The following is a 25,570-nucleotide window of genomic DNA, read 5'->3' on the forward strand; positions in this document are numbered from 1 at the left end:
GAGCAACTTAGGTTGCTCTTCAGTCTTTTAATCTAGTTTTAAATTAAAGGCCCAGTTTTTGTTTCCAGCTTTGTAATAAGCTATGGGTGTCATGATCATTTGGATGAAAACCAGGTTTAAAGTACATCAGCATTTCTTTACCCATACCGGTAATAATTCCTTTAGATGGGCTATAACCATAAGTATAGATTTCTTTTAAAGCTCCAAGACTTAACTGACGGTCTTCTTTCAATAAACGCAATACGAAGTAGCTTTGTACAAAGAATAGCGTGACCATCGCTGCAACCAGTGAAGTGGTACGCAGTAGATAAGATTTTAAACCTTTACCGAAAACACCTTCGAATACATCATAGGCCACGGCCTTATGTTCATTCTCTTCAATTGCATGCCAGAGCCACATGGTTTTCATGGTGTCATCTTTCATCAGTTCCTGAATATGCTGATTGGTCAGTAACTGAGATGCAATGGTCGCAGTAAAATGTTCTAGTGCAGTCGTCGCAGTGAGGTCGACCATTTCCTGGGTAATACCAACTGGCTTACCGACTGCCGCAAAGATTTTGCGTGCAGTTTGAATGACTCGGTCAGTATAATGATCTAGCGTATCAACATCATGGCCATGGCGTTGCGCTGAGGCATTAAAGCCAACATGTTCCTGGGTATGCATGGCTTCCTGACCAATAAAGGCAGAAATTTCTTTTTGCAATGCTTCATTGTCTTTAATTGCTGGGTGCTGACGTACAGCGCGAACAGAATCAATAAAGAATTTTTCGCCTGCCGGGAATAATGCAGAGAGTGCAGTCATAAAGTGAGTCAGTCCTGCTGAACCATTCATCCAGTATTCTGGCACTTGATCAAAATCAAAACTCATACGACGTACCGGAAAACTTGCGCCTGCACGATTGGTAATTTTCACTTGAGCATTCATACACTTACTCCCATCAGTTCTATATAGAGCTGAAATCTAATTATTAAAATTCTTATAGTTATATTACTGCGTTGAATTTTTCACATAAGGGTAGATAAGGTCAGTGAAATATCACTTAAGGACAGCTTGTAAATATATTGTTAGACAATTTAAATATGCTTGAAAATGAGTAGGTTGAATTTACAGATATAAAAAAAGCGTCCCAAAGGGACGCTTTTTTCACACAATCAGCGATTATGCAGTTACTTTAGCAACTACACCAGCACCAACTGTACGACCACCCTCACGGATCGCAAAACGTAGACCTGGGTCCATTGCGATTGGGTGAATTAGTTCTACTGACATTTCTACGTTGTCACCAGGCATAACCATTTCAACGCCTTCTTTCAAAGAAATCGCGCCAGTTACGTCAGTTGTACGGAAGTAGAACTGTGGACGGTAACCGTTAAGGAATGGAGTGTGACGACCACCTTCGTCTTTAGAAAGTACGTATACTTCTGCATCGAATTTAGTGTGCGGTTTGATAGAACCTGGTTTAGCAAGTACTTGACCACGTTGTACGTCTTCACGTTTAGTACCACGAAGCAAGATACCACAGTTCTCACCAGCACGGCCTTCGTCAAGAAGTTTACGGAACATTTCAACGCCAGTTACAGTAGTCTTAACTGTGTCTTTGATACCCACGATTTCAACTTCTTCACCAACTTTGATGATACCAGTTTCAACACGGCCAGTTACAACTGTACCACGGCCAGAAATTGAGAATACATCTTCGATTGGCATCAAGAATGCTTGGTCGATTGCACGTTCTGGTTCTGGGATGTAAGAGTCAAGCGCTTCAACAAGAGCTACAACTGCGTCTTCACCGTATTGACCAGCTTCACCGTTCAGTGCAGCAAGTGCTGAACCACGGATTACAGGAGTGTCATCACCTGGGAAGTCGTAAGTAGAAAGAAGTTCACGAACTTCCATTTCAACCAGTTCAAGAAGCTCTTCGTCGTCTACAAGGTCGCATTTGTTCAAGAATACAACGATGTAAGGTACACCTACCTGACGAGAAAGCAGGATGTGTTCACGAGTTTGTGGCATTGGACCGTCAGTCGCAGCACATACAAGGATCGCACCGTCCATCTGAGCAGCACCAGTAATCATGTTTTTAACATAATCGGCGTGGCCCGGGCAGTCTACGTGAGCATAGTGACGAGTTGGAGAATCGTATTCTACGTGTGAAGTATTAATTGTAATACCACGTGCTTTTTCTTCTGGTGCAGAGTCGATTGCAGCGTAGTCTTTCGCTTCACCACCGAATTTTTTAGCACATACAGTTGCAATCGCAGCTGTTAAAGTTGTTTTACCATGGTCAACGTGACCGATTGTGCCCACGTTAACGTGTGGCTTATTACGTTCAAACTTAGCCTTAGCCATGTTCATCTTCCTTTGTAGATTACTCATGCAGTAAACCTGCATGAGTATTAGATTTTAACTATAAATTTAGTTAGGCAATATAGTAATCGAAAGATTACTCGTCGTCACCTTTTTTGCCGCCAGCTTGGAACTTAGCAATGATGCCTTCAGCCACGTTACGTGGAGTTTCAGCATATTTAGCAAATTCCATAGAGTAAGTCGCACGACCTTGAGACATAGAACGCATGTGAGTTGCGTAACCAAACATCTCAGAAAGTGGAACTTCAGCACGGATTGCTTTAGTACCGCCAGGAAGATCGTCCATACCTTGAACCATACCACGACGACGGTTTAAGTCACCCATGATATCGCCCATGTAGTCTTCTGGAGTTTCTACTTCAACTTTCATGATTGGTTCAAGAAGAACAGGATCTGCTTTCATGAAACCGTCACGGAAGGCATAAGAACCCGCCATTTTGAACGATAATTCGTCAGAGTCGACATCATGGTAAGAACCGTCGAACAATGTCGCTTTGATGCCAACTACTGGGTAACCAGCAAGGACACCATTCTTCATACGTTCTTGGATACCTTTGTCAACCGCACCGAAGAATTCTTTCGGTACTACACCGCCGACAACTTCTTCAGCGAACTCGTAGTCTTTACCAGATTCAGGGTCCATTGGCTCAAGACGTACGTATACGTGACCAAATTTACCTTTACCACCTGTTTGACGAACGAATTTACCTTCTTGTTCAACAGATTTTTTGATCGTTTCACGGTAAGCAACCATTGGTTTACCAATGTTTGCTTCAACGTTGAACTCACGTTTCATACGGTCAACGATGATGTCAAGGTGAAGCTCACCCATACCAGCAATGATGGTTTGACCAGATTCTTCGTCAGTACGTACGCGGAACGATGGATCTTCTTTCGCCAAACGACCTAAAGCAACTGACATTTTTTCTTGGTCAGCTTTAGTTTTAGGCTCAACTGCAAGTGCAATTACTGGCTCTGGGAATTCCATACGCTCTAGTGTAATTACGTGGTTTTCATCACATAATGTATCACCAGTCGTTGTATCTTTAAGACCTACACATGCCGCGATGTCGCCCGCACGAATTTCTTCGATGTCGTGACGGTCATTTGCGTGCATCTGTACGATACGGCCGATACGCTCACGTTTCATTTTCACTGGGTTATAAACCGGGCTACCCGCTTTAAGAACACCAGAGTAAACACGTACGAACGTTAAGTTACCAACGAATTTGTCGTTCATGATTTTGAACGCTAACGCAGCAAACGGTGCATCATCAGACGCTTCACGAGAACCTTCAGTTTCGTCTTTGTCGTCTAAGATACCTTTGATTGCTTCAACGTCAGTCGGCGCTGGAAGGAATTCAATTACTGCGTCCAACATACGTTGAACACCTTTGTTTTTGAACGCCGAACCACACATCATCGGTTGAATTTCGTTTGCAAGCGTACGCGTACGTAAACCAGCTACGATTTCTTCTTTCGTCAAATCACCTTCTTCAAGGTATTTGTCCATAAGCTCTTCAGATGCTTCCGCAGCTGCTTCAACCATGTTTGTACGCCATTCATTAGCAGTATCAACTAGGTCAGCTGGGATGTCGCCATATTCGAACTTCATACCTTGAGATGCTTCATCCCAGATAATCGCTTTCATTTCGATAAGGTCAACAACACCTTGGAAGTTTTCTTCAGCACCGATTGGAACAACGATTGGCACTGGGTTAGCACCCAAGCGAGTTTTCATTTGTTCAACCGCACGGAAGAAGTTCGCACCAGTACGGTCCATTTTGTTAACGAACGCAATACGTGGAACTTTATATTTGTTCGCTTGACGCCATACAGTTTCAGACTGAGGTTGTACACCACCTACAGCACAGTAAACCATACACGCACCGTCAAGAACACGCATAGAACGCTCAACTTCGATTGTGAAGTCAACGTGTCCTGGGGTGTCAATAACGTTAATACGGTGTTGTTCGAACTGGTTGCCCATACCTTTCCAGAAGCATGTTACAGCTGCTGAAGTAATGGTAATACCACGTTCTTGCTCTTGTTCCATCCAGTCCGTAGTTGCCGAACCTTCGTGAGTTTCACCTAGTTTGTGGCTCTCACCTGTGTAGAACAAAATACGTTCAGAAGTCGTTGTTTTACCAGCGTCAATGTGCGCTGAGATACCAATGTTACGGTAACGAGAAATTGGGGTTTGACGAGCCATGATTTCTTGCATTCCTAAATTTTGTTGTTTAAAACAGGACGCTTTAAGCTGCTGGGCAACTTAAAGCGATTCGATGACAAAACAGCGAAAACTGGCTCATCATCCTCCTGAATAGGGGCTGTTTTAACCGCTTAGAAGCGATAGTGAGAGAAGGCTTTGTTGGCTTCAGCCATACGGTGCACATCTTCACGTTTTTTAACCGCTGCGCCTTTACCTTCAGCTGCATCAAGCAACTCACCAGCAAGACGTAAAGCCATAGTTTTTTCAGAACGCTTAGCAGCAGCATCTACTAACCAACGCATAGCCAAGGCAGTACGACGGGATGGGCGCACTTCCATAGGTACCTGGTATGTAGCACCACCAACACGGCGTGCTTTTACTTCGACCATAGGACGAACTTTTTCAAGAGTAGTCTCGAAAAATTCAACTGGATCTACTTTAGATTTTTCTTGAACGCGGTCTAAAGCACCGTAAACGATACTTTCAGCAATAGATTTTTTACCATCTTGCATTACGTGGTTCATGAATTTAGCGATTGTTTGGCTGCTGAACTTAGGATCCGGAAGGATTTCACGAGCAGCGACTACGCGACGTCTTGGCATTTTAAAACTACCTATAAATATGACACTTCAGGTTAATCCAGCAGTAGCACAAAGTGTCGTGTGCATTCGCTGGCCTTACTACACGTCGCTTGAATTTTCACAAAATTAAATGCAGAAATCAGACAAGCGAGACGATAAAGGATTGCAGTTCTAGCGAACTAAGAGCTTAATCTCGAAAGATTATTTCTTAGGACGTTTAGTACCGTATTTAGAGCGAGCTTGGTTACGATCTTTAACACCAGCACAGTCTAAAGAACCACGAACGGTATGGTAACGTACACCTGGTAAGTCTTTAACACGACCACCACGGATAAGAACAACACTGTGCTCTTGCAGGTTATGGCCTTCACCACCGATGTAGCTAGAAACTTCGAAACCTGAAGTTAAGCGAACACGGCAAACTTTACGCATTGCTGAGTTAGGTTTTTTAGGTGTAGTTGTGTAAACACGTGTACAAACACCACGGCGCTGTGGACAAGCCTTCAACGCAGGAACTTTAGATTTTTCAACTAAAGTCGTACGACCCTTACGGATCAACTGATTTGTTGTTGCCATGTGGCAATTCTCCCGTTAATAAAAAGCCCCAAAAAAATACTACTTTTTGAGGGCATGCAATTGTATGTCAAGATGCAAAATCGGTCAATATGCCGGAGTCAGGCAAAACACGATCGCATCTCGACTTTAAGCGTTTATTTTATGGCGAAAATCACTTATTTTTTCGATTTTGTGGCAGCATTTTTTGTAACATCTTCCGTAGTTTCCTCAGCTTGCGTTTGTTTGCCTACAGTCTCGGAGTTTTCTGGATTGTTTGTATCCGTCTCTTCTTCAGCGGCTGCCTGTAACATTTCTGTGTCATTTTCCTGTAAGCCAAGCTCTTCTTCCAGTGCTGCATCTGCATCAAAAGAATCTTTTGGAATAGCTGGTTTTTGTTCCTGTTTAGCGTCGGCATGTTCAACCAGTTTATCGGTCAATTCATCCAGACCTTCACTGACTTTTTCATCTTTTTTCACTTCAGCTTCTTCTGGGCTTAGACTTTCCTGATCCTTCTTAACCAGCTTGACCTGCTTAATAGTTTGATTGCCTTCAATTGGGATTTCTTTATCCAGAATTGGCTTATCTTTGTCCGCTGCTGAATGATCAAGATTTTCCATCAGCTTCGGTGCTGCTTGCTGGAGCAGATCAACTGCTTTTTCATAGGCAGCGTATGGTGACAAACCTAGATCCTGATGCTGTTGTAGATACTGACGAGCATGCGAGAATACTTCTTGAGCTTTCTGGTTCACATCATTCACAAAGCGATGACTATAGACTGCGCCAATCCCTGCACTCGCCAATGGAGTCAATTTGGTTAACTGTTCTAATAAAGACAGTTTTGGGAAATGGTTCATCCATTCCCACTTCATGCTGCCATCCTGATTGCTGAGCCATTTTTTCAGTGTTTCTACATCGTTGCTTGATCCAAGCATAGTCTGCAACTGGGAAAGGTCATGTGTCTTTAAAGTACTGCTCAGCGCTTTAAGCCCCATCAAGAGTGCTTGTTTTTCTGCAATCAGACTGAGATCAATCTGTCTAAAGATATGCTGTACGATTTCCTGATCGTCTTCCTTGCTCAGATCAAAACCATAAGAACGTCCTACTTGATAGATGGTACGCAGTGCCATCAATAAAGAAGCTGGAATATCAATCGCAGTTCCCAATACGCCAGTGACGCCACTTACAGCGCCTTGTACCGTCGCCATCCATTTATTTTGTTCGGCAAACGCCTGAGAAATGCGTTGTGAACGCGTAGTATCCTGAGTCAGTTCTTCCAGATCCTTCGCCCCTGCTTCATTCAGAATGGCATCAACCGAACTCATCTGGTTACTGAATTGATTCAGGTGATTATAAAAGTAGTCAGATACTTTGTCGGCCAGCTGGGGAGAAACAAAATGCGCGACATTATTCACGGTATTAAAACGACGGCCCAGCAGCTGACGGGAAACATTTGGAAGATGTTCGCGTAGCATGTCTTTAGGATTTTCATATTTTTTTGAAGCAAAAGGGCTTTTGACTTTTGCCGAGCCATCAACAGCATGATCGGTATTGAAGGTTTTAGTCACAGAATCTGGTGCAACATGATTTAACAGTTCCAAACCTGTTGAACTGAACTTTTTCGCCACTCCAAAGGCATTCGAAATCAGACCATTAGATTGTTTATTATTAGCATTTACCATTTTTTACCTCAGCATGCACGTGCTTGTATTTGGTATAAATACTAGGTGTAGTCAGCATTTATCTCAACCTTATTCTGTTTCATTTAGTAAAAGCTCTACACAGTACTTTATAAACTCAACCTACTGTCACACGGCATAACATTTGCCATAAGATTTCAAAAATCTTTCTGCTATGATGTTCTGCATTGTGAAATAGGGGTCAGCGCTATATTTTGCTGTCTTATCAACGCCAAATATCTCCCGCTGCCCCAGAGATAAACTATAAGGATCTGTAGATGAAACGTGTTGTCATCACTGGTATGGGTATTAACTCGTGCATTGGTAATACATTAGAGGATGTGAATCACTCTTTACAAAACGGGATTTCAGGAACACGTTTTAATCCGACTTATGCTGAACTGAATTTCAAGAGTCATGTTAGCGCTGCTGCTGAACAGGATTTTGATGGTATTGACCGTAAGCTGAAACGCTTTATGGGCGTGTGCGCGATGTATGCCTATAATGCTGCTGTGGCTGCTGTTGAGCATGCGGGTTTAAAGCAGGAAGATCTGGCGAATAATCCACGTTATGGTATTGCGGGTGGTTCAGGTGGCAACTCGACAGCTTCTGTAGTAGAAATGACAAAATTGCTGGAAGAAAAAGGCGCACGCAAAGTTGGTCCATTCTTCGTACCACGTAACATGTCGAATACCATTACAGCAAACGTCGGTGTGGCATTCAAATTACAAGGGATTGCCCACTCGATTACCAGCGCCTGCGCAACTTCTGCCGATGCCATTGGTTATGCTTATAACCTGATTCAATTAGGCAAACAGGATCTAATGCTTGCCGGTGGTGGCGAAGAAGATCACTGGTCTCAAAGCCTGCTGTTTGATGCGATGGGTGCACTGTGCTCTAAATACAACGACACACCTGAAACAGCTTCTCGTCCATATTCAGCAGACCGTGACGGTTTCGTGATTGCTGGTGGTGGCGGTTTTGTGGTGCTTGAGTCACTGGAACATGCTCAGGCACGTGGCGCGAATATTCTGGCTGAGGTTGTAGCTTATGCAGCCAACTCTGATGGTGCTGACATGGTTGCTCCATCTGGCGAAGGTGCAACACGTTGTATCCTGATGGCTCTAGAAGAAGCCAAACAGCATGGTGTAGATAAAATTGACTATGTGAATACACATGGTACTTCTACCCCAGCAGGTGATGTTACTGAACTTAAAGCTATGGCACGTGCCTTCGGTGAAGGTCAGGTTCCTCCACTCAGCTCGACTAAATCTATGACAGGTCACAGCCTGGGTGCTGCAGGTGTACAGGAAGCGATCTACTCTATCCTGATGATGCAAAATGACTTTATTGCACCAAACATCAATGTGACTGAACTGGATGAAGGCGCAAAACCATTTGATATCGTACTTGAAAAACGTGACGCAAAATTGAATACTGTGATGAGTAACAGTTTCGGTTTCGGCGGCGTAAATGCTTGTCTCGTTTTCAAAAAATGGGAAGGCTAAGCCGCCCATTTTAGGGTGACTTGATGGATGCTCCTTCTGATGCTTTCTTGTGGGTAAAAGCATTACATATTATTGCTGTGGTTTGCTGGTTTGCTGCATTGTTCTATCTGCCACGGCTTTATGTCTACCATGCCATGAGCGAAGATGTCGTAAGTCATCAACGCTTTGAAATTATGGAACGCAAGCTGTATCGCGGGATTATGTGGCCAGCTATGGTCGCCACGCTGATCACAGCACACTTTCTGGTCGATTGGGGTGATGCAACGCGTCATTACCATGAAGCCTTATGGTTCTATCTGAAAGTCGGCTTGGTTGGCTTGCTGGTCATTTACCATTTGGTATGTGGTTATTATCGTAAGAAACTGATGGGAAATGCCCATTACAAGTCACACAAGTTCTGGCGCTTCTTTAATGAAATGCCAACGCTGATTTTATTTGCTGTGGTGATTTTAGTGGTGGTAAAACCTACTTTCTAAAATTCCCTAAAATAAAAAATCCCCGATTGATCGGGGATTTTTTATGTCTGCACTTTATTCTCCGGAGAGAATTTGCTGACGTTTACGAAGACGTGGTTTATACAAAGTATGATAAGTAGTAAACAGAATCACCAACCACAGCGGACTAATCATCAGTGCCTTCATGGTATCTGCTTCCAGACTTAAAATAACTAAGGCAAAGAACAAGAAGATCAGCACCAGATAGGACATCCAGATTCCGCCTGGCATCTTGAAGGTCGAAGTGGCATGTTTTTCAGGTTGCTGTTTACGGTAACGGATATAACACACCATAATCAGCCCCCAGATACTGATAAATAGAATCACACAGAGTGAGCTGGCCAGCGTAAAGGCTTCCATCGTGTTCGGTACAAAGTACTGGAAAGCTGCACCTGCCATAATAAAGGCACAAGAAAATAACAGACCTTTAGCCGGAACTGCGCGACTTGAAAGCTCAGCCAAAGCCTGAGGTGCCTGACCATCACGTGCCAGACCAAACAGCATCCGGCTGGTAGAGAACACGCCACTATTCATGGAGGACATCACAGAAGACAGCACCACCAGATTCATGATAATGGCTGACACTGGAATACCCGCATGCAGGAAAAGGGTCACGAAAGGGCTTTGATCAGCAGGAATTTCTACCCACGGTGTTACAGACATAATCACCAGCAGAGACAATACATAGAACAGGATGATTCGCGTAGGAATCGCATTCACTGCTTTAGGCAAGTTCTTTTCCGGATCCTTGGTTTCAGCCGCCATCGTACCCAGCAGCTCTACACCTACGAAAGCAAACATCGCAATCTGGAAGCCAGCCAGAAAGCCCATTGTGCCCTTAGGGAACATACCATCATAGGCCCAGACATTGGTCAGGCTGGCAGCCGATCCACTTGGTGCCTGGAAGTCGCTGAAGATCATATATCCGCCAATCACAATCAGGCCCAGAATCGCCAGAATTTTAATCAGGGCGAACCAAAACTCGATTTCACCAAACAGCTTCACGGTCAGCAGGTTAATTCCCAGTACCAGCAATACACAGCCCGCACTGATCATGGCCTGTCCCATGGGTGTAAAAGCCATATCGGGTGGCAGCCAGAAATTCAGATAATTGATAATTGCCGCTAAGTCGGCAATACCGACCAGAATCCAGCCCAGCCAGTACGACCAGCCAATATAATAGCCAGCCCCCGGACCAATCAGGTCATGCGCCATATCAATGAAGGATTTATAGTGCAAATTGGATAACAGGATTTCCCCTAATGCACGCATCAGGAAAAAGAACATGGCTCCAATAATCATGTAGATAAACAAGATTGAAGGCCCTGCCAGTGCAATCGTTTTACCAGAACCCATAAACAGGCCTGTACCAATGGCACCACCAATGGCAATTAACTGCAAATGGCGGTTAGAGAGCTTACGTTGTAATTCATGGGGAGATGATGATGCATCATCTTTAGAAGAGGCTGTATTCATATTCGGTTCCTTTTTCACATCAGGCCCTCGCTCATCTGATCGGATTTCTTCCTGAAATCCTGATTACAGATGCAGTTTCATTTAATAAATTAAATGATCAGGCCAGATGTGCTTACAAAATCAAGTTGGGAGATATAAAAATCTGAAACAACTTAAGGGAGCGCTGCAATCACTGCAATTTCAATTAACCAGGCGGGATTCACCAGATCCGCCTGAATGGTTGCGCGTGCTGGTGTACCACATCCCTCGAGCCATTCAATCCAGAGCGCATTGACGGTTTGAAAGTCTTCCAGGTTTTTAACAAAGAGCTGTGCAGATAACAGACGGCTTTTGTCTGTACCTGCCAGTTTAAGGAGTTGATCAATCTTCATGAGCACTTCACGCGTTTGACCACGAATATCCAGACTGCTGCTGTCTGGCACCTGCCCTGATAAATACACCGTTTTATTGTGAATGGTGACAGCACTCATGACCTGATTGCTGTTCAAACGCTGAATATCTGCATGTTCCGTCATAATTTTATCCTCTCTTATTTCTAATATTTGTTTAATCTTTAGCTTTCAATCTGCACGGGCACACGTTGAGTAATGGCACACATCAGCTCATAGCCAACCGTACCCGAACCCGCGGCCACTTCATCAATCGGCAATACTGTGCCGTGTATGGATTGTCCCCACAGCACAACTTCGCTACCAATCTGCGCATCAGGTACAGAACCTAGATCAACCGCCAGCATATCCATACTGACGCGACCGACCGTTTGGGTTCGAATCCCATCTACCAAAACTGGTGTTCCAGTTTGTGTGATTCGCTGATAACCATCCGCATAACCACAGGCCACAATTCCAATCTGCATATCTTGCTCAACTATAAAAGTAGAGCCATAACCAATGCTGTCTCCTGCCCGAACCTGCTGAATCGCGATCAGTTCGCTACGCAGACTCATGGTCGGCTTTAAGTTCCAGTGATCAATCGTATGGGCGGGATAGTCAGGTGAGCTGCCGTAAAGCATGATGCCGCTACGTACAATGTCTGACTGTATATGCTGATGATGACGCAGAATGGCAGCACTATTACTGAGTGAAGTTTTGCCCGGCAGATTTTGAATGGTTTCGGTAAAGACCAGCTGTTGATGTTCAATACCTTCCTGTCCAAGGCGCATGCCATCCGCATCGGAAAAATGTGTCATATGACTGATGGAGCATACTTGCTTAATATTTTTTAATTCCTGAAAAGCGACACGATACTGCTCAGGTAAAAAACCCAGTCGGTTCATTCCGCTATTCATTTTTAAAAAGACATCAAACTGTACGTCTGGTTGTAAGTCGACAAAGGTTTTTAACCATTCCAGTTGATGCTGGGCATGAATTGCAAAACTTATCCCGTACTTGGCGCAGTCGAATAAATCTTCAAGGCCAAAAATGCCTTCCAGTAACAATAAGGGTTTGTCACAGCCTAAGGCACGCAAACGCTTTCCTTCAGTAAGATCCAGAAAGGCAAAACCATCAGCACTTTTTAATGCGGGATAAACCCGCTCAATACCGTGCCCATAGGCATCAGCTTTAACCACTGCAAAGACCTGGCTTTGAGGTGCGCAGGAACGTGCAACTTGCAGGTTATGTTGCAATGCCTGTTGATGAATCACCGCGTGTATTGGACGTGGCATAAATTTCTTCCCTGAAACTGATAATCCTTAAAAGCTTAAGCAACCTGCTGATAACGATTCAGCGACAAGCCTTCAGTACTAATCTCAGGTGCTTGACCCAGTACCAGATCACTGATCAGCTTTCCTGAACCACAGGCCATGGTCCAGCCTAGGGTACCGTGTCCAGTATTCAGGAACAGGTTATTAAAGCGTGTTGGTCCAATGATTGGCGTACTATCCGGGGTCATTGGACGTAAGCCGGTCCAGAAACTGGCCTGCGCCATATCGCCGCCCGGGAACAGGTCACGAGTGACCATTTCCAAGGTTGCGCGACGATCTTCATTCAGACCCAAATTAAAGCCTGTCAGCTCTGCCATACCACCGACACGGATGCGCTGATCAAAACGAGTCAATGCAATCTTGTAAGTTTCATCCAGCACAGTCGATTGCGGTGCATGAGTCTGATCCACAATTGGAATGGTCAATGAATAACCTTTAACCGGATACACCGGCAGATCCAGGTGTAACGGCTTCAGGAAATCACGGGAATAGCTACCGAAAGCCAGCACATATTTATCTGCGGTCAATACCTGACCGTTGACCAGCACACCTTTAATCTGGTCACCTTCAAACAGCAGTTTTTCAACCTGCTGGTTAAACTTGAATTGTACGCCCATGCCTTTGGCGTAATTGGCCAGTGCATTGGTAAACAGGTAGCAATCACCGGTTTCATCATTTGGCAGATGCAAACCACCTACTAGTTTATCTTTAGCTTCTGCCAGTGCCGGTTCAACTTTGGCTAGCTGCTCACGATCCAGCAACTCAAAATCCACGCCGGTTTCTTTCAGCACTTCGATATCACGTTGCACTGCGTCGAGCTGTGCTTCCTTACGGAAAATCTGCAAGGTTCCCTTAGAACGGTTTTCATAAGAAATGCCGATATCACGACGTAGATTACGTAAACAGTCACGGCTATATTCAGCGACCCGCACCATACGTTCTTTATTCACTGCATAATGTTGAGCATTACAGTTTTTCAGCATCTGGGCCATCCACTGTAACTGCCACAGACTACCATCAACATTAATCGCCAATGGTGCATGATGCTGGAACATCCATTTCACTGCTTTAAATGGAATGCCAGGTGCTGCCCATGGTGTCGAATAACCAGGAGAAATCTGGCCCGCATTACCAAAACTGGTTTCTTCAGCCGGACCTGCCTGACGGTCAAGGACAGTCACTTCTGCTCCCTGCTGCGCAAGATAGTAGGCACTTGTTACACCAATGACACCACCACCCAATACAATTACGCGCATGACATTACCCTCAATGACATTTATAGTTTATTTCACCAGTATATTTTTGGATCAATAGTGAATTTCACTGTTTTAAACTGATATATTCAGCAAATTCACTAGATTCTTCGCGTCATTTTTAAAAATTAAGGGAATAATAGATGCGCAAATTAGACCGCATTGATCGCATGATTTTAGATATCCTGCAGCGCGATGGACGCATTGCCATTAGTGAACTTGCCTCCCGAGTCAACCTCTCCACCACACCCTGTTCCGAGCGGGTCAAGCGACTGGAACGGGATGGGATCATCATGGGTTACCATGCCCGGCTCAATCCGGAAAAGCTGGAAAAGAACTTACTAGTATTTCTGGAAATCAAACTTTCTGCCAAATCGGGCGATGTATTTGAACAGGTCGCGCGTGACTTAAGTGAAATTCCTGAAGTGCTGGAATGTCATCTGATCTCGGGAGATTTTGATTACCTGGTGAAAGCCCGCCTAAAGGAAATGAGTGCTTACCGGCGTCTGCTTGGGGATTTATTAAAAAAGCTCCCCTCTTCTGCTTCCTCACATAGTTATGTGGTGATGGAAGAAGTAAAGGAAAGTTCATATCTGGATGTAGGAATCTAATTCTGACCCGAGTTCAAGTGGTAGACACAACAAAACCCCATAAGGGGCTTTGTTGTGAACCGTTTATCTGAATTAGATAAGTTTAAAATAAAATTTTATTATTTATATTGATGATTATTTAAAACTAGGCAGGAATACGTAGTACCTGACCCGGGAAAATATCATCTGCATTTTTCAGTAAAGGGCGATTTGCCTCGAAAATCTTGTTGTACTGGTTGGCATCACCATAAAATTCTTTCGAAATTTTAGATAAGGTATCACCCGATTTAACCGTATAGAACTTACTTTCAGGTTCCGGATTCGCTACAGTCAGCTGGTCATCCACTTTAGCGACATGATCAACATTTCCTACCGCTAAAATAATCTTTTCACGATCCGCCTGACTTTGTACCTGTCCGCGTACGGTTGCCAGATCTGAGGTTGAGTTATAGCTGATCGACAATCCTGTAATTGGCAGTCCTAGGCTTTTAACATGGCCTAATAATTTGTTCGCTATTTCCTGTGCAGAAGGTTCAGCCGATGCTGCTTTAGGTGCAGCGGCAGGTGCCTGTTGAGTTGCTGCCGGTGTCTGTTGTGGCTCCGCAGCTGCAGTGTTCTTTTTACCAACGCCTTTTACAAAATCAAAAAGACCCATAGTGGACTCCATTCTTGTTATTCATCAGATCATTCTTATTTGTACAAGGAAAGCAGCAGATACAAAGTTAGTCATTGGTAAGCAAAAGGTTATCGATTGTAAAATCACCCTATATCTATTCTACAGGCACAAAAAAACCACCTTGCGGTGGTCTTTAGGTTCAGCAAAGCTGAAAATCAGTATTAACCAAGTTTTTTAGTAACATAGTCAATAGCAGATTGAACAGTTGTGATTTCGTTAGAATCTTCATCAGGAATAGTGATGTCGAAGTCATTTTCGAAAGACATAACAAGTTCAACTAGGTCTAGAGAGTCAGCACCTAAGTCATCCATGAAAGATGCTTCGTTTTTAATCTCTTCGACTTTAATACCAAGTTGTTCTGCAACCGCTTGTTTAACGCGTTGTTCGATATCGCTCACAGGAATTCTCCTCATTGCTTGTGGCGTTTTTAATGCCGTTAGTTTAATTGAATCTATAAAATTTGGAAAGTTAATACATGTGCCGTTTAGCTCATGTATAAACCACCATTAACGTGAATGACTGTACCTGTAATGTAACTGGCTTTGTCCGATGCCAGGAAACTTACGGCATTCGCGATATCTTGTGGATCACCTAAACGGTTTAAAGCCACTTGATCACTCATTTTCTTGCGAATTTCTTCACTTAACTGTTCAGTCATTTCAGTCGCGATAAAGCCTGGTGCAACAGCATTGACAGTAATCTGACGACTACCCATTTCTTTAGCCAGACTGCGACCAAATGCCTCAATACCTGCTTTTGCTGCAGAGTAGTTTGCCTGACCTGGGTTAGCAAAATGCGCCACCACAGAACTGATATTAATGATACGGCCGAAACGTGCCTTAGTCATACCTTTCAGCACACGTTTAGATAAACGATAAACGGCTTTCAGATGAATGTTTAAAATATCATCCCAGTCGTCTTCCGACATACGCAATAACAGATTGTCTTTGGTAATACCGGCATTATTCACCAGTACCAGCACAGGACCATAGTTTTGCTCAATATCGCTGACCAGTGCATCAATCGCAGCACCATCACGTACATCTAAAACTTTACCGGCACCATGTTCAGCAAATTGTACGTTAAGTTTCTCTGCACCCGCTTCAGAAGTTGCAGTACCTACGACAAAATAACCGTCTTGAATTAATTGTTGTGCAATTGCAGCACCAATGCCGCGGCTTGCACCTGTCACCAAGGCAACTTTACGTTCCTGTGTCATGCAATTTTCCCTTCTGCCACCAATACGGTGTTAAGCGCATCTTCCAGACGAGATTGAGTATCTAATGGAAGTGCTTTTTCGATATTCGGTAAACGTTTTGCCATATTGGCCAGTACATTACCTGGGCCACATTCTACAATGTACTCAACGCCTTCATCTTGAAGGAATTGTAGTGTTTTAGTCCATTGCACTGACTCATACAGCTGCTCAGTCAAAGCCTGACGAAGTTCAGTCACGTCCGCAGCTGCTTTTGCGCCTACATTTTGTAATACAGGTATGCGTGGCATCTCAATGGCAGTTTGTTCCAAAGCTGTTGCGAACTGCTCAGCGGCAGGTTTCATCAGTGAACAATGTGAAGGAACTGAAACTGGTAGTGCAATCGCTTTACCGCCATTTTCTTTGGCCAGTGCCATCACGGCTTCTACACGTTCTTTATTACCAGCAACTACGACTTGCCCCTGAGCATTATAGTTGGCTGCTTCAACTGAACCTTCGCCTGCTGCTGTTGCTTGTGCACAAAGCTCGATCACTTTGGCATCATCCAGACCCAGAATCGCTGCCATTGCACCTACGCCTTGAGGTACAGCAGTTTGCATCAACTTACCACGCAGGTTCACCAGCTTGACTGCATCACCCAGACTTAAAGCACCCGCTGCAACTAACGCGCTGTATTCACCGAGTGAATGGCCCGCCATATATTTTGGTGCTACTCCACCCAGCTCTAACCATACACGCCATAAAGCGATTGATGCTGTTAATAGTACCGGTTGAGTAAATTCGGTTTGATCCAGACCTTCACCCGTCTGTGCAATCTGCCACAGATCAAAACCCACCGCTTCAGATGCTTCAGCAAATGTATCGCGGATACCACTAAACTGTTCTGCAAGTTCAGCGAGCATGCCGACTTTTTGCGAACCCTGACCTGGGAACACAAATGCAGTTTTAGTTGCTTGAGCTGCTTGTTCGAGTTGTTTAGCAGACATAAATAAAATCCTTTCATTCAAGAGGTGCGAATCTTTTCTTAGACCTAAAAGTTGGCCGATCAGATCACCTTACCCATTGTGGAGCGCAATTTAACACGTAATTTTGGCTTGGGTAATTGCCAAATACAACAAAAACCGCGACTTCACATGATGACCGCAAAACCTATGTATAAAATCAAGCATAAAAAAAGGGAGCTTAACGCTCCCATTTTTTCTACTAAGCTTTAACGCTTAATACATCATCAATTATTCAGCAGATGCTTTAGCGAATAATTGACGACCACGGTAGATACCATCTTTAGATACGTGGTGACGACGATGAGTTTCACCAGTAGTTTGGTCTACAGTTAATGCATTCTCAGTTAAAGCGTCATGTGAACGGCGCATGTCACGGCGAGAGCGACTTTTACGGTTTTGCTGAACGGCCATGATGGCTCCTTACAAATATCGAAAAAATGGATCAGAACAAATTCGATTGTCTTATACGCATGAGTATAACACAAAAATTAGTTAAGTTTACCCTTCAAAGCTGCCAAAACTTCAAACGGATTATCCCGTTTTTCTTCAACAACTTCTTCTGCGGCAGGTTGATGCTTATGCTCACAAACATCATGCTTAGGAGACAGCGGCATCAACAATAACAATTCATCTTCTATCAGTGCGAGCAAGTCAGCGGTGGCAGGTGCATCATATGAACCTTTCGTCGTTGCTTCACTTTCACCTAAGACGATGAAATCAGCATCCTCATCCAAGCGCTCTATCAGTGACTCATCATCCACAAGAGCTAGATGAAAATCTGAAACGAGTTCGATTTCAACAGTTTCCAGACAACGCTGGCATTCCATTGGAACTTTCGTTTCAACATGACCATCCAACCATGCAATGCGATGATAGGCATCCATTGATAGCTTACAGTCTATGTTAATCAATTGATCATCAATTGATCCAACAGCTTCACGAGCAATACGAACAAAGCGAGATAATGGCAGGTTTCCTGACCATACAAAGCCCTGTTCAGCCCATTTAAACGGCTCAATCTGTGCCGGAAAGGTATTTGCTGACATAATTAAGGCGGCAATTCTACAAATTCATCAGAACTCTGTCAAAGATTAAGATACAATTTTGTACTTATTTTTAGACAGACCAATTGGGTAATTTCAGTCATGCATCTGTTGCAGCCGCAAACAGAAGTGAATGTTTCATCACTCGTTAGCACACTTTCAACCTCCGATTCTGACAGCTCACTACAGCAAGTGCAACGCTTACCGTGGGCGAATTTATCCTCAGAAGCGGAACAGGTTGATTGGCTCATCTTACACTTTAATCACTGGTTTTCCCACCTAAATGTCACTTTAGTCCGTGGTGAGTTTGAACCGGAGTATTTCCCGGCAACAAAAGATAGCCCTGCCCGGATCCAGTTTGCGCATGGCTTCTTTAATAGTGCTCTGCATGAAATCAGTCACTGGACGATTGCCGGTGACAAGCGCCGTCTGCTGCCAGATCTGGGCTACTGGTATGCGCCAGATGGCCGCACCAAGGAACAGCAGGCATTATTTGAGCAGGTCGAAATCAAGCCACAAGCGATTGAATGGATGTTCTCCAAAGCATTTGGCCGTAAGTTCCGTGTGTCTCTGGATAATTTAACCGGTGATGGTGGCGATGGTTCCAGCTTTAAAGATAATGTCTATACCCAGGTGCAACGCTATTTTAGTGATGAAGCCAAACTGCCACGTGATGCCAAACGCTTCATTGATTGTATCTGTGTCTGCATCCGTGCGGGCAAAAGTTTACAATCTGATGAATTTCAACGTGAAATGCTTGATTAAATTACACAAATCTACCTGTTTGTTATTGTTACTTTATACAAAGGCATTTCATAATAAGTTTAAGGCAGGTTGGGAGGAATATTTATGCTGCATTTACGTGTACACCCGGATAATCCGCAAGCTCGTCTGATCAGTCAGGCGGTAGAACGTATTCGTGCCGGTGATGTTGTGGTTTATCCGACCGATGCAGCCTATGCGATTGGCTGCCAGATTGGTAATAAACATGCGATGGAGCGAATCGCGCAGATTCGTGGTCTAGGACCTAAGCACCAATATGCCATTATCTGCTGTGACTTATCCGATCTTGCGACTTATGCCAAAGTCGACAATGCCGTCTATCGTTTGCTGAAAAATAATACACCTGCTGTGACCACGTTTATTCTTCCGGCAACCAGCGAAGTGCCTAAACGTTTAATGCATCCAAAGAAAAAAACCATTGGTTTGCGTATCCCTACCAATCCTGTGTGCCAGATGCTGCTGAAAGAACTCGGTGAACCGTTACTAACGTCAACACTCATCCTACCAGATCAGACGGATCCTTTAGATGATCCTTATGACATTGAGATGCAACTCGGTAAGCGTATTGATGTGTTTATCGACAGTGGACTGGGCACATTAAGTACGACTTCTATTGTGGATTTGTCAGGAGATCAGCCTGAAGTAATCCGTCGTGGTGTTGGTGATGTCAGTGCTTTTGAATAAATAAAGTCGCTTCTAATGAAGTCTCAGCAGAAAATAAAATGGATCTGTTTTATATCCTCCTGAACCTGAATGAATTTCCTGCCGATCATCTGATCTATGCCGAATTGCCTTGGACACTGGAATCCAAGGCAATATCTATCGATAAAAATTCCAAGCCAGAATTAAATCTGAATATCAACAATATTGAATACTCATACTTTCTTGAGATCGCGATGGCAAGAAAACTTCTACAAGTTTATTCAACAAGCAATGTTTGTCTGGCAGCTACCTGCCAACGTATCATCGAATATGTATTACGAGAGCAGAATTAAAATAACCTTATCACGCATGCCAGGATTTAATAGCTCGCTGCACGCTCCTGAGTAGATGTACTGACCGCTGGTGCAATCGAAGGAACCTGATTATTCAAACTTGGCATTGGGGGTAACGGATCACCTTCTTTATAATGTTTTAACTGCAAGAAGTTTGGACATTCCGACAGTTTTTGCTGATGAGTTGCAAGTTCAGCACCAAACCTGTTTTTGACTGAAACATGAAAAGTGATTTGATCCTCTTCAAGCACATTCAATAACGCAGTCCGGGCTGTGGATTCCATAGTCCTAAAAGAATCAATAGAATTACAGCTCATGGTTTTGACCATTGCAGTAACACCGTCGGGTAAATCTTTGCCCGTATAAAGCGTATTACGCATATAGAAACGAATATGAGGATACTGGTCCAGTACGCTAAAATCCAGTTTCATGGCCTGCATCACTGGTTTGGCCTGCTCGACAAAGCTGGAAAAGCCGCCAGACTTCAGATTGGTACGCATTTCATTTTCAAGCTGCATGAGCTGATATTGAGGATAGCCCCAGAATACCCCTAAGCCGATGACGCCGATTAACACAAGTATGATTGGCATTTTTATAATTAACCTGATCTATGATTGTTATTTATCAATATTTTTTTGGCTATATTAGTTTATTTTTTAGGCGATAGATAACTGTTTTTTCTTATTTTTATCACATATTTCCTGATGAGCTTTAACTCAGTCATTATTTAATAGGTGCTGAGAATCTTGTAAAAATTTTCTATATGAAGTTACAGTTTCTTAAGCCACCCAGACCATATTGTATTTAATTTTAGCTAATATGCTGTTTAATATCAGACTTGTGCGTTTTACCCAATTAAAAAAATAAAATTTCTCCTAAAATAAATATGGTTTTTTTGCATTTGAATGCATATCTATTTTATTTAACGACAATTTTCCAGTACAATGCCAACTACTAAATTATGTGCTTTTTCTCCTGACAACAGCTCGGGGAATAAGCCATTTCATGCCTTTGAAAATTCGCGTGGCTTATAATTGTAATGACTCAAATGCCCCATAACGCTATGGAATCTGCTCCAAACATCCGGGTTCTGGATGAATGGCAAAATACGATTCCAGAGGATCTGTATATTCCTCCAGCAGCGTTTGAAATTCTGTTAGAACATTTTGAAGGCCCCCTCGACTTTTTAATCTACCTGATCCAGAAAAATGGTTTTGACCTGTTACAGGTTGATATCGCGCCCATTGCCTCCCAATATCTGTCCTATATGGATGCGATGAAATCCCTGAATATTGAACTAACCGCGGATTATATGGTGATGGCTGCTTTACTGGCCGATCTCAAATCTCGTTTATTGTTACCTAAACCGAAAAGCGTGGCTGCGGTTGAACAGGATCCAAAACAAGACCTGATTGAGCGCCTGGAAAATTATTTACGGATCAAGCAGGCTGCAGAACGTCTGGGTCAGATGACGATTCTGGAACGTGATACCTTTGAGACCAATGTTCACTTAGGCGAGTTTATCCAACCCAATGAAGGCCATAGTGCTGATCTGCTGCGTGATGCCTTGCTTTGCGTCTTTAACCGTCCTGAACCGGTCATTCATCAGGTGCAACAGGAGCCTGTTTTACTGGAAGAACGGATTGCCTATATTGAAAGCTGTCTGGAATCCGGTGAAGTCTTGTCTTTTGATAACTTACTCAAGCCAAGTCAGGGACGCATGGGTGTAGTCGTGACCTTTATGGCCGTGCTAGAACTTACCCGCCAGCAAAAAATTCAAATTATTGCCTCAGGCATTGAGGCACCGCTCGCAATTCAAGGAGCACACGTATGAACACAGAACACAATATCTCCTTGTCTGCGGAAGATAATCTGCATGAAATTCTGATGCAGCTGGAAGCCATTATTTTTGCCAGTGACTCCCCAGTTTCCTTAGCTCGACTGAAAGAAGCATTTCAGGATCGCTATAGCAAGCAGGAGCTGCGCCAGTATTTACAGCAGCTTTCCATGCTGATGCATGGCCGTTCTATTGAACTGGTTGAAACTGTGCAAGGTTACCGTTTTCAAGTGCGTGTAAAATATCGTAATATTATTGCACAGACCTGGCCCGAGCGACCGACACGCCTGTCACCTTCATTACTGGAGATGCTTGCGGTGATTGCTTATCATCAGCCAGTGACCCGAGCTGATATTGAACAAATTCGTGGTGTCACGAATAACAGTCAGATTTTGCGTACGCTGTTTGACTGGAACTGGATTAAAGAATCCGGCTTTCGTGAACTCCCTGGAAGACCTGCGTTGTTAGTGACAACGCCACAATTTTTAAATGCGTTTGGCTTAAATTCTTTAGGCCAATTGCCTCCCCTGCAGGATGCCAAGGAAGCTTTTATGGCGCTCGATGCGAATGCACCGAAGTCATAAATAGGTGAACTGTTGAATAATTATTTCTAAGGTTATGCTGTCATGAGTGAAAAGTTGCAAAAGGTGCTTGCACGTGTTGGTTTGGGTTCTCGCCGTTATATGGAAGAAGTCATTGCCGCAGGTCGTGTGAGTGTGAATGGGCAGATTGCCCAAGTGGGTGAACGAATCGAACCGGGTGATGAGCTTCGCATCGATGGTCGTAAAGTGCAGTTCCAGATCGAAGACGAAATCCGTCGTCGTGTCCTGATTTACTATAAGCCAGAAGGCGAAATCTGTTCACGTAATGATCCTGAACAGCGTCCAACAGTATTTGACAACCTGCCATCAATTCAAGGCGATCGCTGGGTCATGGTCGGCCGTCTGGATATTAACTCGACCGGTCTGTTACTGTTCACAAATGACGGTGAACTGGCGAATCGTTTAATGCACCCATCAAATGAAATCGAACGTGAATATGCGGTTCGTGTCATGGGTGAAGTGACTCCACAACTGAAAAACAACATGCTGAAAGGCGTGGTGCTAGATGATGGTCCTGCGAAGTTTGAATCATTCTCTGAACTGGGTGGTGACGGGATCAACCGTTGGTATCAAGTTGTCGTGAAAGAAGGTCGTAACCGTGAGGTTCGTCGTATCTTTGAATCACAAGGCCTGAAAGTCAGCCGTTTATTACGTACCCGTTACGGTACCGTGATTCTGCCACGTGAACTTCGTACAGGTCGCTGGATTGAACTGGATAAACAGGATATCGATAACCTGACCAAATCAGTTGAGCTGAAACCGCGTCAAGGTACCGGCTTATTCGGCATGGCGAAACGTCGTAATGAGCGTATGCAGGAAAAACCAATGGCAGCGCGCCGTGGTGGTTACTTGCGTCAGCAACGCCGTGATACCGATGAGCAGCAGCCGCAATACAACAACCGTGAACGTCGCGATGATCAAGGCTTTGGTCGTCGTGAAAACCAGAATGGCACCCAGTTTGCACGTCGTGACAACCGTGAAGACAACCAGTTTGGCCGCCGCGAAAACCGTGAAGGTAATGCACCACGCGGTTTATATGGTGCGAATAAAGGCTTTAAAAAGTTCTAGGCTTTGAATAAGATAGAGTCACTTCGGTGGCTCTTTTTTTTGCAGGAACAATAATAATGACCTAATTTTATCTATCCCTAGTCTTCTCAATAGAACCCGATATAAAAGGCGGGTATCTCCCTTCTATTTCCTAAAAGTGAATTCTTGTCATAAAAAAATGCCCAGCAATGTGGACATTTTTTATTTCGTACTTTAGCAAGTTACTGCGGAATACCCTGAGGAATCGCACTTAACAGACGCTTGGTATAGTCGTGTTGCGGAGACTGATACAGATCATCTGAGTTGGCAATTTCCACCAGATCACCATGATTTAGCACCATGATCTGATCAGAAATATATTTCACCACTGACAAATCATGCGAAATAAAGATGTAACTCAGACCAAATTCATCCTGTAAATCCTGCAATAAGTTCAGTACCTGCGCCTGTACGGATACATCCAGTGCGGACACTGATTCATCACAGATCAAAATCTCAGGCTTTAAGGTCAGACAGCGTGCAATTGCAATCCGCTGACGCTGGCCACCTGAAAACTCATGTGGATAGCGATAGAAGGCCTGAGCCGGTAAGCTGACCCTTTCTAATAAATCAAGTGCCATCTGTTTACGTTCTGCATCATCCTTGCCAATATGATGAATCTGCATCGGCTCCATCAGGATTTGTCCCACGGTAAAACGCGGATTCAAAGAAGCATAAGGGTTCTGGAAAATGATCTGGATTTTACGCTGATAGGCCGTAAACTCTTTTTCAGTCATCGACAAGATATCTTTACCCTGAAACAACGCCTTGCCGCCTGTAGCTTGTTGCAGTCGCATCAGGAGCAAACCAATCGTGGTTTTACCAGAACCTGACTCCCCAACCAGCCCTAAGGTTTTGCCTTTAGCCAGCTGAAAAGACACGCCTTTCACAGCCTGAAATTCATCTTTGCCAAATAGGCCTTTACGGCTATAGAAGGATTTTTTCAGATCACGTACATCGAGAATGATCTCTTCATTACCTTTTAAACCACGGGAACGTTCCTGTTGTAGCGGAGCGTTCGCATGCAGGTCATGCGCCAGACTATCCTGTTTCATAAAGTCGCTAATCACCGGCAAACGCAAAGGACGGTGCGACAGCTGTGGACGGCAATGCAACAAGGCTTGGGTATAAATATCCTGAGGATTGTTCAGGACTTCTGTCACCGAACCTTGCTCACGAATCTCGCCATAACGCATTACAATGACCTGATCCGCAATTTCACCAACTACCGCCAGGTCATGACTGATGAATAACATCGACATTTGACGGCGCTGACGCAAGGATTCAAGCAGGTCCAGAATCTGTTTCTGGATAGTCACATCTAATGCCGTCGTTGGTTCATCAGCAATCAAGAGTTTCGGTTCACAGGCAATAGCCATGGCAATCATCACCCGTTGCTGCTGTCCACCAGATAACTGACTCGGATAAGCATCAATCTTGGTTTCCGGTGAAGGAATACCGACTTCCTGCAAAAGTTCCAGTGTTCTTTGACGGGCCTGCTTTTTATTCATGCCCAAATGCAGGCGTAGAATTTCAGAAATCTGCATGCCTACGGTAAACACCGGATTTAATGAGGACATCGGCTCCTGGAAGATCATGGCAATTTCTTTGCCACAGATCTGACGCATTTCACTCGACTTGAGTTTCAATAAGTCCCGACCTTCAAACAGGATCTGACTGTCTTCAGCGACCTTCGAGTTCTCAGGTGCTAATAGTCCCATCACTGCTAATGAAGTCACAGATTTACCACTTCCGGATTCACCGACTAACGCCACTGTAGTATTGGCCGGAATTTCAAATGAAATTCCTTTGACCGTTTCCACATACTGTTTATTTTCACCTTTAAAACTGACACGTAAGTTATCTACGCGAAGTAACGCGGGTGCTGTGCTTGGATTCATTTCAGACAT

27 protein-coding genes are annotated in these 25,570 nt (G+C 44.0%); 9 read left to right on the top strand and 18 right to left on the bottom strand.

All coding sequences use genetic code 11. The annotated features are described in order from the left end of the window. Nucleotides 1-43: 43 nt before the first annotated feature. The 6 genes from FTU19_RS03520 to FTU19_RS03545 form a co-directional block, all read right to left on the bottom strand. Entirely contained in the window at nt 44-925 is an 882-nt protein-coding gene (locus tag FTU19_RS03520) for a metal-dependent hydrolase (RefSeq protein WP_180054089.1), read from the bottom strand. Nucleotides 926-1,159: 234 nt separating this feature from the next. Next, a complete protein-coding gene (gene tuf / locus FTU19_RS03525) occupies nt 1,160-2,350 on the bottom strand; it encodes an elongation factor Tu (protein WP_004781663.1) in 1,191 nt (396 codons plus the stop codon). A 94-nt stretch (nt 2,351-2,444) separates the two neighbouring features. Then, nucleotides 2,445-4,580 (bottom strand): elongation factor G, encoded by a 2,136-nt coding sequence (gene fusA / locus FTU19_RS03530; protein ID WP_159123545.1) that lies wholly within the window; start codon nt 4,578-4,580, stop codon nt 2,445-2,447. 131 nt (nt 4,581-4,711) lie between these two features. After that, on the bottom strand, nt 4,712-5,182 hold the full coding sequence (gene rpsG, locus FTU19_RS03535) for a 30S ribosomal protein S7 (protein WP_004783282.1): 471 nt from the start codon (nt 5,180-5,182) through the stop codon (nt 4,712-4,714). 180 nt (nt 5,183-5,362) lie between these two features. Then, nucleotides 5,363-5,737 (bottom strand): 30S ribosomal protein S12, encoded by a 375-nt coding sequence (rpsL, locus tag FTU19_RS03540; protein ID WP_004783283.1) that lies wholly within the window; start codon nt 5,735-5,737, stop codon nt 5,363-5,365. 155 nt (nt 5,738-5,892) lie between these two features. Beyond that, nucleotides 5,893-7,395 (bottom strand): EcsC family protein, encoded by a 1,503-nt coding sequence (locus FTU19_RS03545; protein ID WP_180130118.1) that lies wholly within the window; start codon nt 7,393-7,395, stop codon nt 5,893-5,895. Nucleotides 7,396-7,670: 275 nt separating this feature from the next. Between FTU19_RS03545 and FTU19_RS03550 the strand changes: the two genes are divergently transcribed. Together FTU19_RS03550 and FTU19_RS03555 are read left to right on the top strand one after the other, a co-directional pair. Continuing rightward, the gene (locus FTU19_RS03550) at nt 7,671-8,900 is read left to right on the top strand and encodes a beta-ketoacyl synthase N-terminal-like domain-containing protein (protein WP_005234293.1); all 1,230 of its coding nucleotides are present in this window, start codon (nt 7,671-7,673) and stop codon (nt 8,898-8,900) included. Nucleotides 8,901-8,923: 23 nt separating this feature from the next. Continuing rightward, entirely contained in the window at nt 8,924-9,376 is a 453-nt protein-coding gene (locus tag FTU19_RS03555) for a CopD family protein (RefSeq protein WP_179992879.1), read from the top strand. Nucleotides 9,377-9,430: 54 nt separating this feature from the next. On the opposite strand, the gene FTU19_RS03560 is transcribed toward FTU19_RS03555, so the two are convergent. From FTU19_RS03560 to FTU19_RS03575, 4 genes are all read right to left on the bottom strand, one after another. Continuing rightward, nucleotides 9,431-10,870, bottom strand: coding sequence for an amino acid permease (locus FTU19_RS03560; protein WP_034701631.1), 1,440 nt, complete (start codon nt 10,868-10,870; stop codon nt 9,431-9,433). Nucleotides 10,871-11,022: 152 nt separating this feature from the next. After that, nucleotides 11,023-11,385: a RidA family protein gene (locus tag FTU19_RS03565; protein ID WP_034701622.1), complete on the bottom strand. Its 363-nt coding sequence runs from the start codon at nt 11,383-11,385 to the stop codon at nt 11,023-11,025. Between the two features lie 38 nt (nt 11,386-11,423). Continuing rightward, nucleotides 11,424-12,536, bottom strand: coding sequence for an alanine racemase (gene alr, locus FTU19_RS03570; RefSeq protein ID WP_180002410.1), 1,113 nt, complete (start codon nt 12,534-12,536; stop codon nt 11,424-11,426). Between the two features lie 35 nt (nt 12,537-12,571). Further along, a complete protein-coding gene (locus tag FTU19_RS03575; protein WP_125278766.1) occupies nt 12,572-13,831 on the bottom strand; it encodes a D-amino acid dehydrogenase in 1,260 nt (419 codons plus the stop codon). A gap of 140 nt (nt 13,832-13,971) precedes the next feature. Between FTU19_RS03575 and FTU19_RS03580 the strand changes: the two genes are divergently transcribed. Further along, on the top strand, nt 13,972-14,439 hold the full coding sequence (locus FTU19_RS03580) for an Lrp/AsnC ligand binding domain-containing protein (RefSeq protein WP_004783295.1): 468 nt from the start codon (nt 13,972-13,974) through the stop codon (nt 14,437-14,439). 124 nt (nt 14,440-14,563) lie between these two features. Here FTU19_RS03580 and lysM read toward each other — a convergent pair whose 3' ends face one another. The 6 genes from lysM to FTU19_RS03610 form a co-directional block, all read right to left on the bottom strand. After that, nucleotides 14,564-15,073, bottom strand: a complete 510-nt coding sequence (gene lysM, locus FTU19_RS03585) for a peptidoglycan-binding protein LysM (RefSeq protein ID WP_180130121.1) — start codon at nt 15,071-15,073, stop codon at nt 14,564-14,566. Nucleotides 15,074-15,255: 182 nt separating this feature from the next. After that, nucleotides 15,256-15,492: an acyl carrier protein gene (gene acpP, locus FTU19_RS03590; RefSeq protein ID WP_004783299.1), complete on the bottom strand. Its 237-nt coding sequence runs from the start codon at nt 15,490-15,492 to the stop codon at nt 15,256-15,258. An 86-nt stretch (nt 15,493-15,578) separates the two neighbouring features. Continuing rightward, the gene (gene fabG / locus FTU19_RS03595; protein WP_159123542.1) at nt 15,579-16,313 is read right to left on the bottom strand and encodes a 3-oxoacyl-ACP reductase FabG; all 735 of its coding nucleotides are present in this window, start codon (nt 16,311-16,313) and stop codon (nt 15,579-15,581) included. Beyond that, nucleotides 16,310-17,296 (bottom strand): ACP S-malonyltransferase, encoded by a 987-nt coding sequence (fabD, locus tag FTU19_RS03600; RefSeq protein WP_175966821.1) that lies wholly within the window; start codon nt 17,294-17,296, stop codon nt 16,310-16,312. The genes fabG and fabD overlap by 4 nt, the downstream gene beginning before the upstream one ends. Before the next feature lie 246 nt (nt 17,297-17,542). Then, complete coding sequence (rpmF, locus tag FTU19_RS03605) at nt 17,543-17,725, bottom strand: 50S ribosomal protein L32 (RefSeq protein ID WP_004783304.1); 183 nt, start codon at nt 17,723-17,725, stop codon at nt 17,543-17,545. 77 nt (nt 17,726-17,802) lie between these two features. After that, entirely contained in the window at nt 17,803-18,360 is a 558-nt protein-coding gene (locus tag FTU19_RS03610) for a DUF177 domain-containing protein (RefSeq protein WP_180070283.1), read from the bottom strand. Between the two features lie 99 nt (nt 18,361-18,459). Between FTU19_RS03610 and FTU19_RS03615 the strand changes: the two genes are divergently transcribed. From FTU19_RS03615 to FTU19_RS03625, 3 genes are all read left to right on the top strand, one after another. Beyond that, entirely contained in the window at nt 18,460-19,122 is a 663-nt protein-coding gene (locus FTU19_RS03615; RefSeq protein WP_180130124.1) for an elongation factor P hydroxylase, read from the top strand. Between the two features lie 84 nt (nt 19,123-19,206). Continuing rightward, nucleotides 19,207-19,824 (top strand): L-threonylcarbamoyladenylate synthase, encoded by a 618-nt coding sequence (locus tag FTU19_RS03620; protein WP_180130128.1) that lies wholly within the window; start codon nt 19,207-19,209, stop codon nt 19,822-19,824. Nucleotides 19,825-19,862: 38 nt separating this feature from the next. Then, nucleotides 19,863-20,135 carry a hypothetical protein gene (locus FTU19_RS03625; protein WP_125278773.1) on the top strand — a complete coding sequence of 91 codons (273 nt, stop codon included), beginning with the start codon at nt 19,863-19,865 and terminating at the stop codon, nt 20,133-20,135. Nucleotides 20,136-20,161: 26 nt separating this feature from the next. Here the strand turns inward: FTU19_RS03625 and FTU19_RS03630 are convergent, their stop codons facing one another. Further along, nucleotides 20,162-20,725, bottom strand: coding sequence for a hypothetical protein (locus FTU19_RS03630; RefSeq protein WP_179992874.1), 564 nt, complete (start codon nt 20,723-20,725; stop codon nt 20,162-20,164). A 449-nt stretch (nt 20,726-21,174) separates the two neighbouring features. Here FTU19_RS03630 and FTU19_RS03635 point away from each other — a divergent pair, with 449 nt between their 5' ends. From FTU19_RS03635 to rluB, 3 genes are read left to right on the top strand one after another with little or no spacing between them, the layout of a single operon-like run. After that, complete coding sequence (locus tag FTU19_RS03635) at nt 21,175-21,969, top strand: ScpA family protein (protein ID WP_180047965.1); 795 nt, start codon at nt 21,175-21,177, stop codon at nt 21,967-21,969. Next, a complete protein-coding gene (gene scpB, locus FTU19_RS03640) occupies nt 21,966-22,556 on the top strand; it encodes an SMC-Scp complex subunit ScpB (RefSeq protein ID WP_005234269.1) in 591 nt (196 codons plus the stop codon). The genes FTU19_RS03635 and scpB overlap by 4 nt, the downstream gene beginning before the upstream one ends. Before the next feature lie 42 nt (nt 22,557-22,598). After that, on the top strand, nt 22,599-23,642 hold the full coding sequence (rluB, locus tag FTU19_RS03645) for a 23S rRNA pseudouridine(2605) synthase RluB (RefSeq protein WP_004783318.1): 1,044 nt from the start codon (nt 22,599-22,601) through the stop codon (nt 23,640-23,642). Nucleotides 23,643-23,842: 200 nt separating this feature from the next. On the opposite strand, the gene FTU19_RS03650 is transcribed toward rluB, so the two are convergent. Beyond that, nucleotides 23,843-25,570: an ABC transporter ATP-binding protein gene (locus tag FTU19_RS03650; RefSeq protein WP_034701592.1), complete on the bottom strand. Its 1,728-nt coding sequence runs from the start codon at nt 25,568-25,570 to the stop codon at nt 23,843-23,845.

It is taken from the genome of Acinetobacter sp. YH12072 (genome assembly GCF_013419565.1).
Classification (GTDB): domain Bacteria; phylum Pseudomonadota; class Gammaproteobacteria; order Pseudomonadales; family Moraxellaceae; genus Acinetobacter.

Excerpts from the sequence above, each read along its gene's own strand:
- FTU19_RS03560 (WP_034701631.1), bottom strand. The coding sequence starts at position 10,870 with ATGAATACAGCCTCTTCTAAAGATGATGCATCATCATCTCCCCATGAA.
- tuf (WP_004781663.1), bottom strand. The coding sequence starts at position 2,350 with ATGGCTAAGGCTAAGTTTGAACGTAATAAGCCACACGTTAACGTGGGC.
- FTU19_RS03555 (WP_179992879.1), top strand. The coding sequence starts at position 8,924 with ATGGATGCTCCTTCTGATGCTTTCTTGTGGGTAAAAGCATTACATATT.
- FTU19_RS03520 (WP_180054089.1), bottom strand. The coding sequence starts at position 925 with ATGAATGCTCAAGTGAAAATTACCAATCGTGCAGGCGCAAGTTTTCCG.
- FTU19_RS03650 (WP_034701592.1), bottom strand. The coding sequence starts at position 25,570 with ATGTCTGAAATGAATCCAAGCACAGCACCCGCGTTACTTCGCGTAGAT.
- FTU19_RS03610 (WP_180070283.1), bottom strand. The coding sequence starts at position 18,360 with ATGTCAGCAAATACCTTTCCGGCACAGATTGAGCCGTTTAAATGGGCT.
- FTU19_RS03580 (WP_004783295.1), top strand. The coding sequence starts at position 13,972 with ATGCGCAAATTAGACCGCATTGATCGCATGATTTTAGATATCCTGCAG.
- fabG (WP_159123542.1), bottom strand. The coding sequence starts at position 16,313 with ATGACACAGGAACGTAAAGTTGCCTTGGTGACAGGTGCAAGCCGCGGC.
- fusA (WP_159123545.1), bottom strand. The coding sequence starts at position 4,580 with ATGGCTCGTCAAACCCCAATTTCTCGTTACCGTAACATTGGTATCTCA.
- scpB (WP_005234269.1), top strand. The coding sequence starts at position 21,966 with ATGAACACAGAACACAATATCTCCTTGTCTGCGGAAGATAATCTGCAT.
- FTU19_RS03620 (WP_180130128.1), top strand. The coding sequence starts at position 19,207 with ATGCTGCATTTACGTGTACACCCGGATAATCCGCAAGCTCGTCTGATC.
- FTU19_RS03625 (WP_125278773.1), top strand. The coding sequence starts at position 19,863 with ATGGATCTGTTTTATATCCTCCTGAACCTGAATGAATTTCCTGCCGAT.
- rpsG (WP_004783282.1), bottom strand. The coding sequence starts at position 5,182 with ATGCCAAGACGTCGCGTAGTCGCTGCTCGTGAAATCCTTCCGGATCCT.
- rpmF (WP_004783304.1), bottom strand. The coding sequence starts at position 17,725 with ATGGCCGTTCAGCAAAACCGTAAAAGTCGCTCTCGCCGTGACATGCGC.
- FTU19_RS03630 (WP_179992874.1), bottom strand. The coding sequence starts at position 20,725 with ATGCCAATCATACTTGTGTTAATCGGCGTCATCGGCTTAGGGGTATTC.
- FTU19_RS03615 (WP_180130124.1), top strand. The coding sequence starts at position 18,460 with ATGCATCTGTTGCAGCCGCAAACAGAAGTGAATGTTTCATCACTCGTT.
- lysM (WP_180130121.1), bottom strand. The coding sequence starts at position 15,073 with ATGGGTCTTTTTGATTTTGTAAAAGGCGTTGGTAAAAAGAACACTGCA.
- FTU19_RS03545 (WP_180130118.1), bottom strand. The coding sequence starts at position 7,395 with ATGGTAAATGCTAATAATAAACAATCTAATGGTCTGATTTCGAATGCC.
- alr (WP_180002410.1), bottom strand. The coding sequence starts at position 12,536 with ATGCCACGTCCAATACACGCGGTGATTCATCAACAGGCATTGCAACAT.
- FTU19_RS03565 (WP_034701622.1), bottom strand. The coding sequence starts at position 11,385 with ATGACGGAACATGCAGATATTCAGCGTTTGAACAGCAATCAGGTCATG.
- FTU19_RS03575 (WP_125278766.1), bottom strand. The coding sequence starts at position 13,831 with ATGCGCGTAATTGTATTGGGTGGTGGTGTCATTGGTGTAACAAGTGCC.
- rpsL (WP_004783283.1), bottom strand. The coding sequence starts at position 5,737 with ATGGCAACAACAAATCAGTTGATCCGTAAGGGTCGTACGACTTTAGTT.
- fabD (WP_175966821.1), bottom strand. The coding sequence starts at position 17,296 with ATGTCTGCTAAACAACTCGAACAAGCAGCTCAAGCAACTAAAACTGCA.
- rluB (WP_004783318.1), top strand. The coding sequence starts at position 22,599 with ATGAGTGAAAAGTTGCAAAAGGTGCTTGCACGTGTTGGTTTGGGTTCT.
- FTU19_RS03550 (WP_005234293.1), top strand. The coding sequence starts at position 7,671 with ATGAAACGTGTTGTCATCACTGGTATGGGTATTAACTCGTGCATTGGT.
- FTU19_RS03635 (WP_180047965.1), top strand. The coding sequence starts at position 21,175 with ATGACTCAAATGCCCCATAACGCTATGGAATCTGCTCCAAACATCCGG.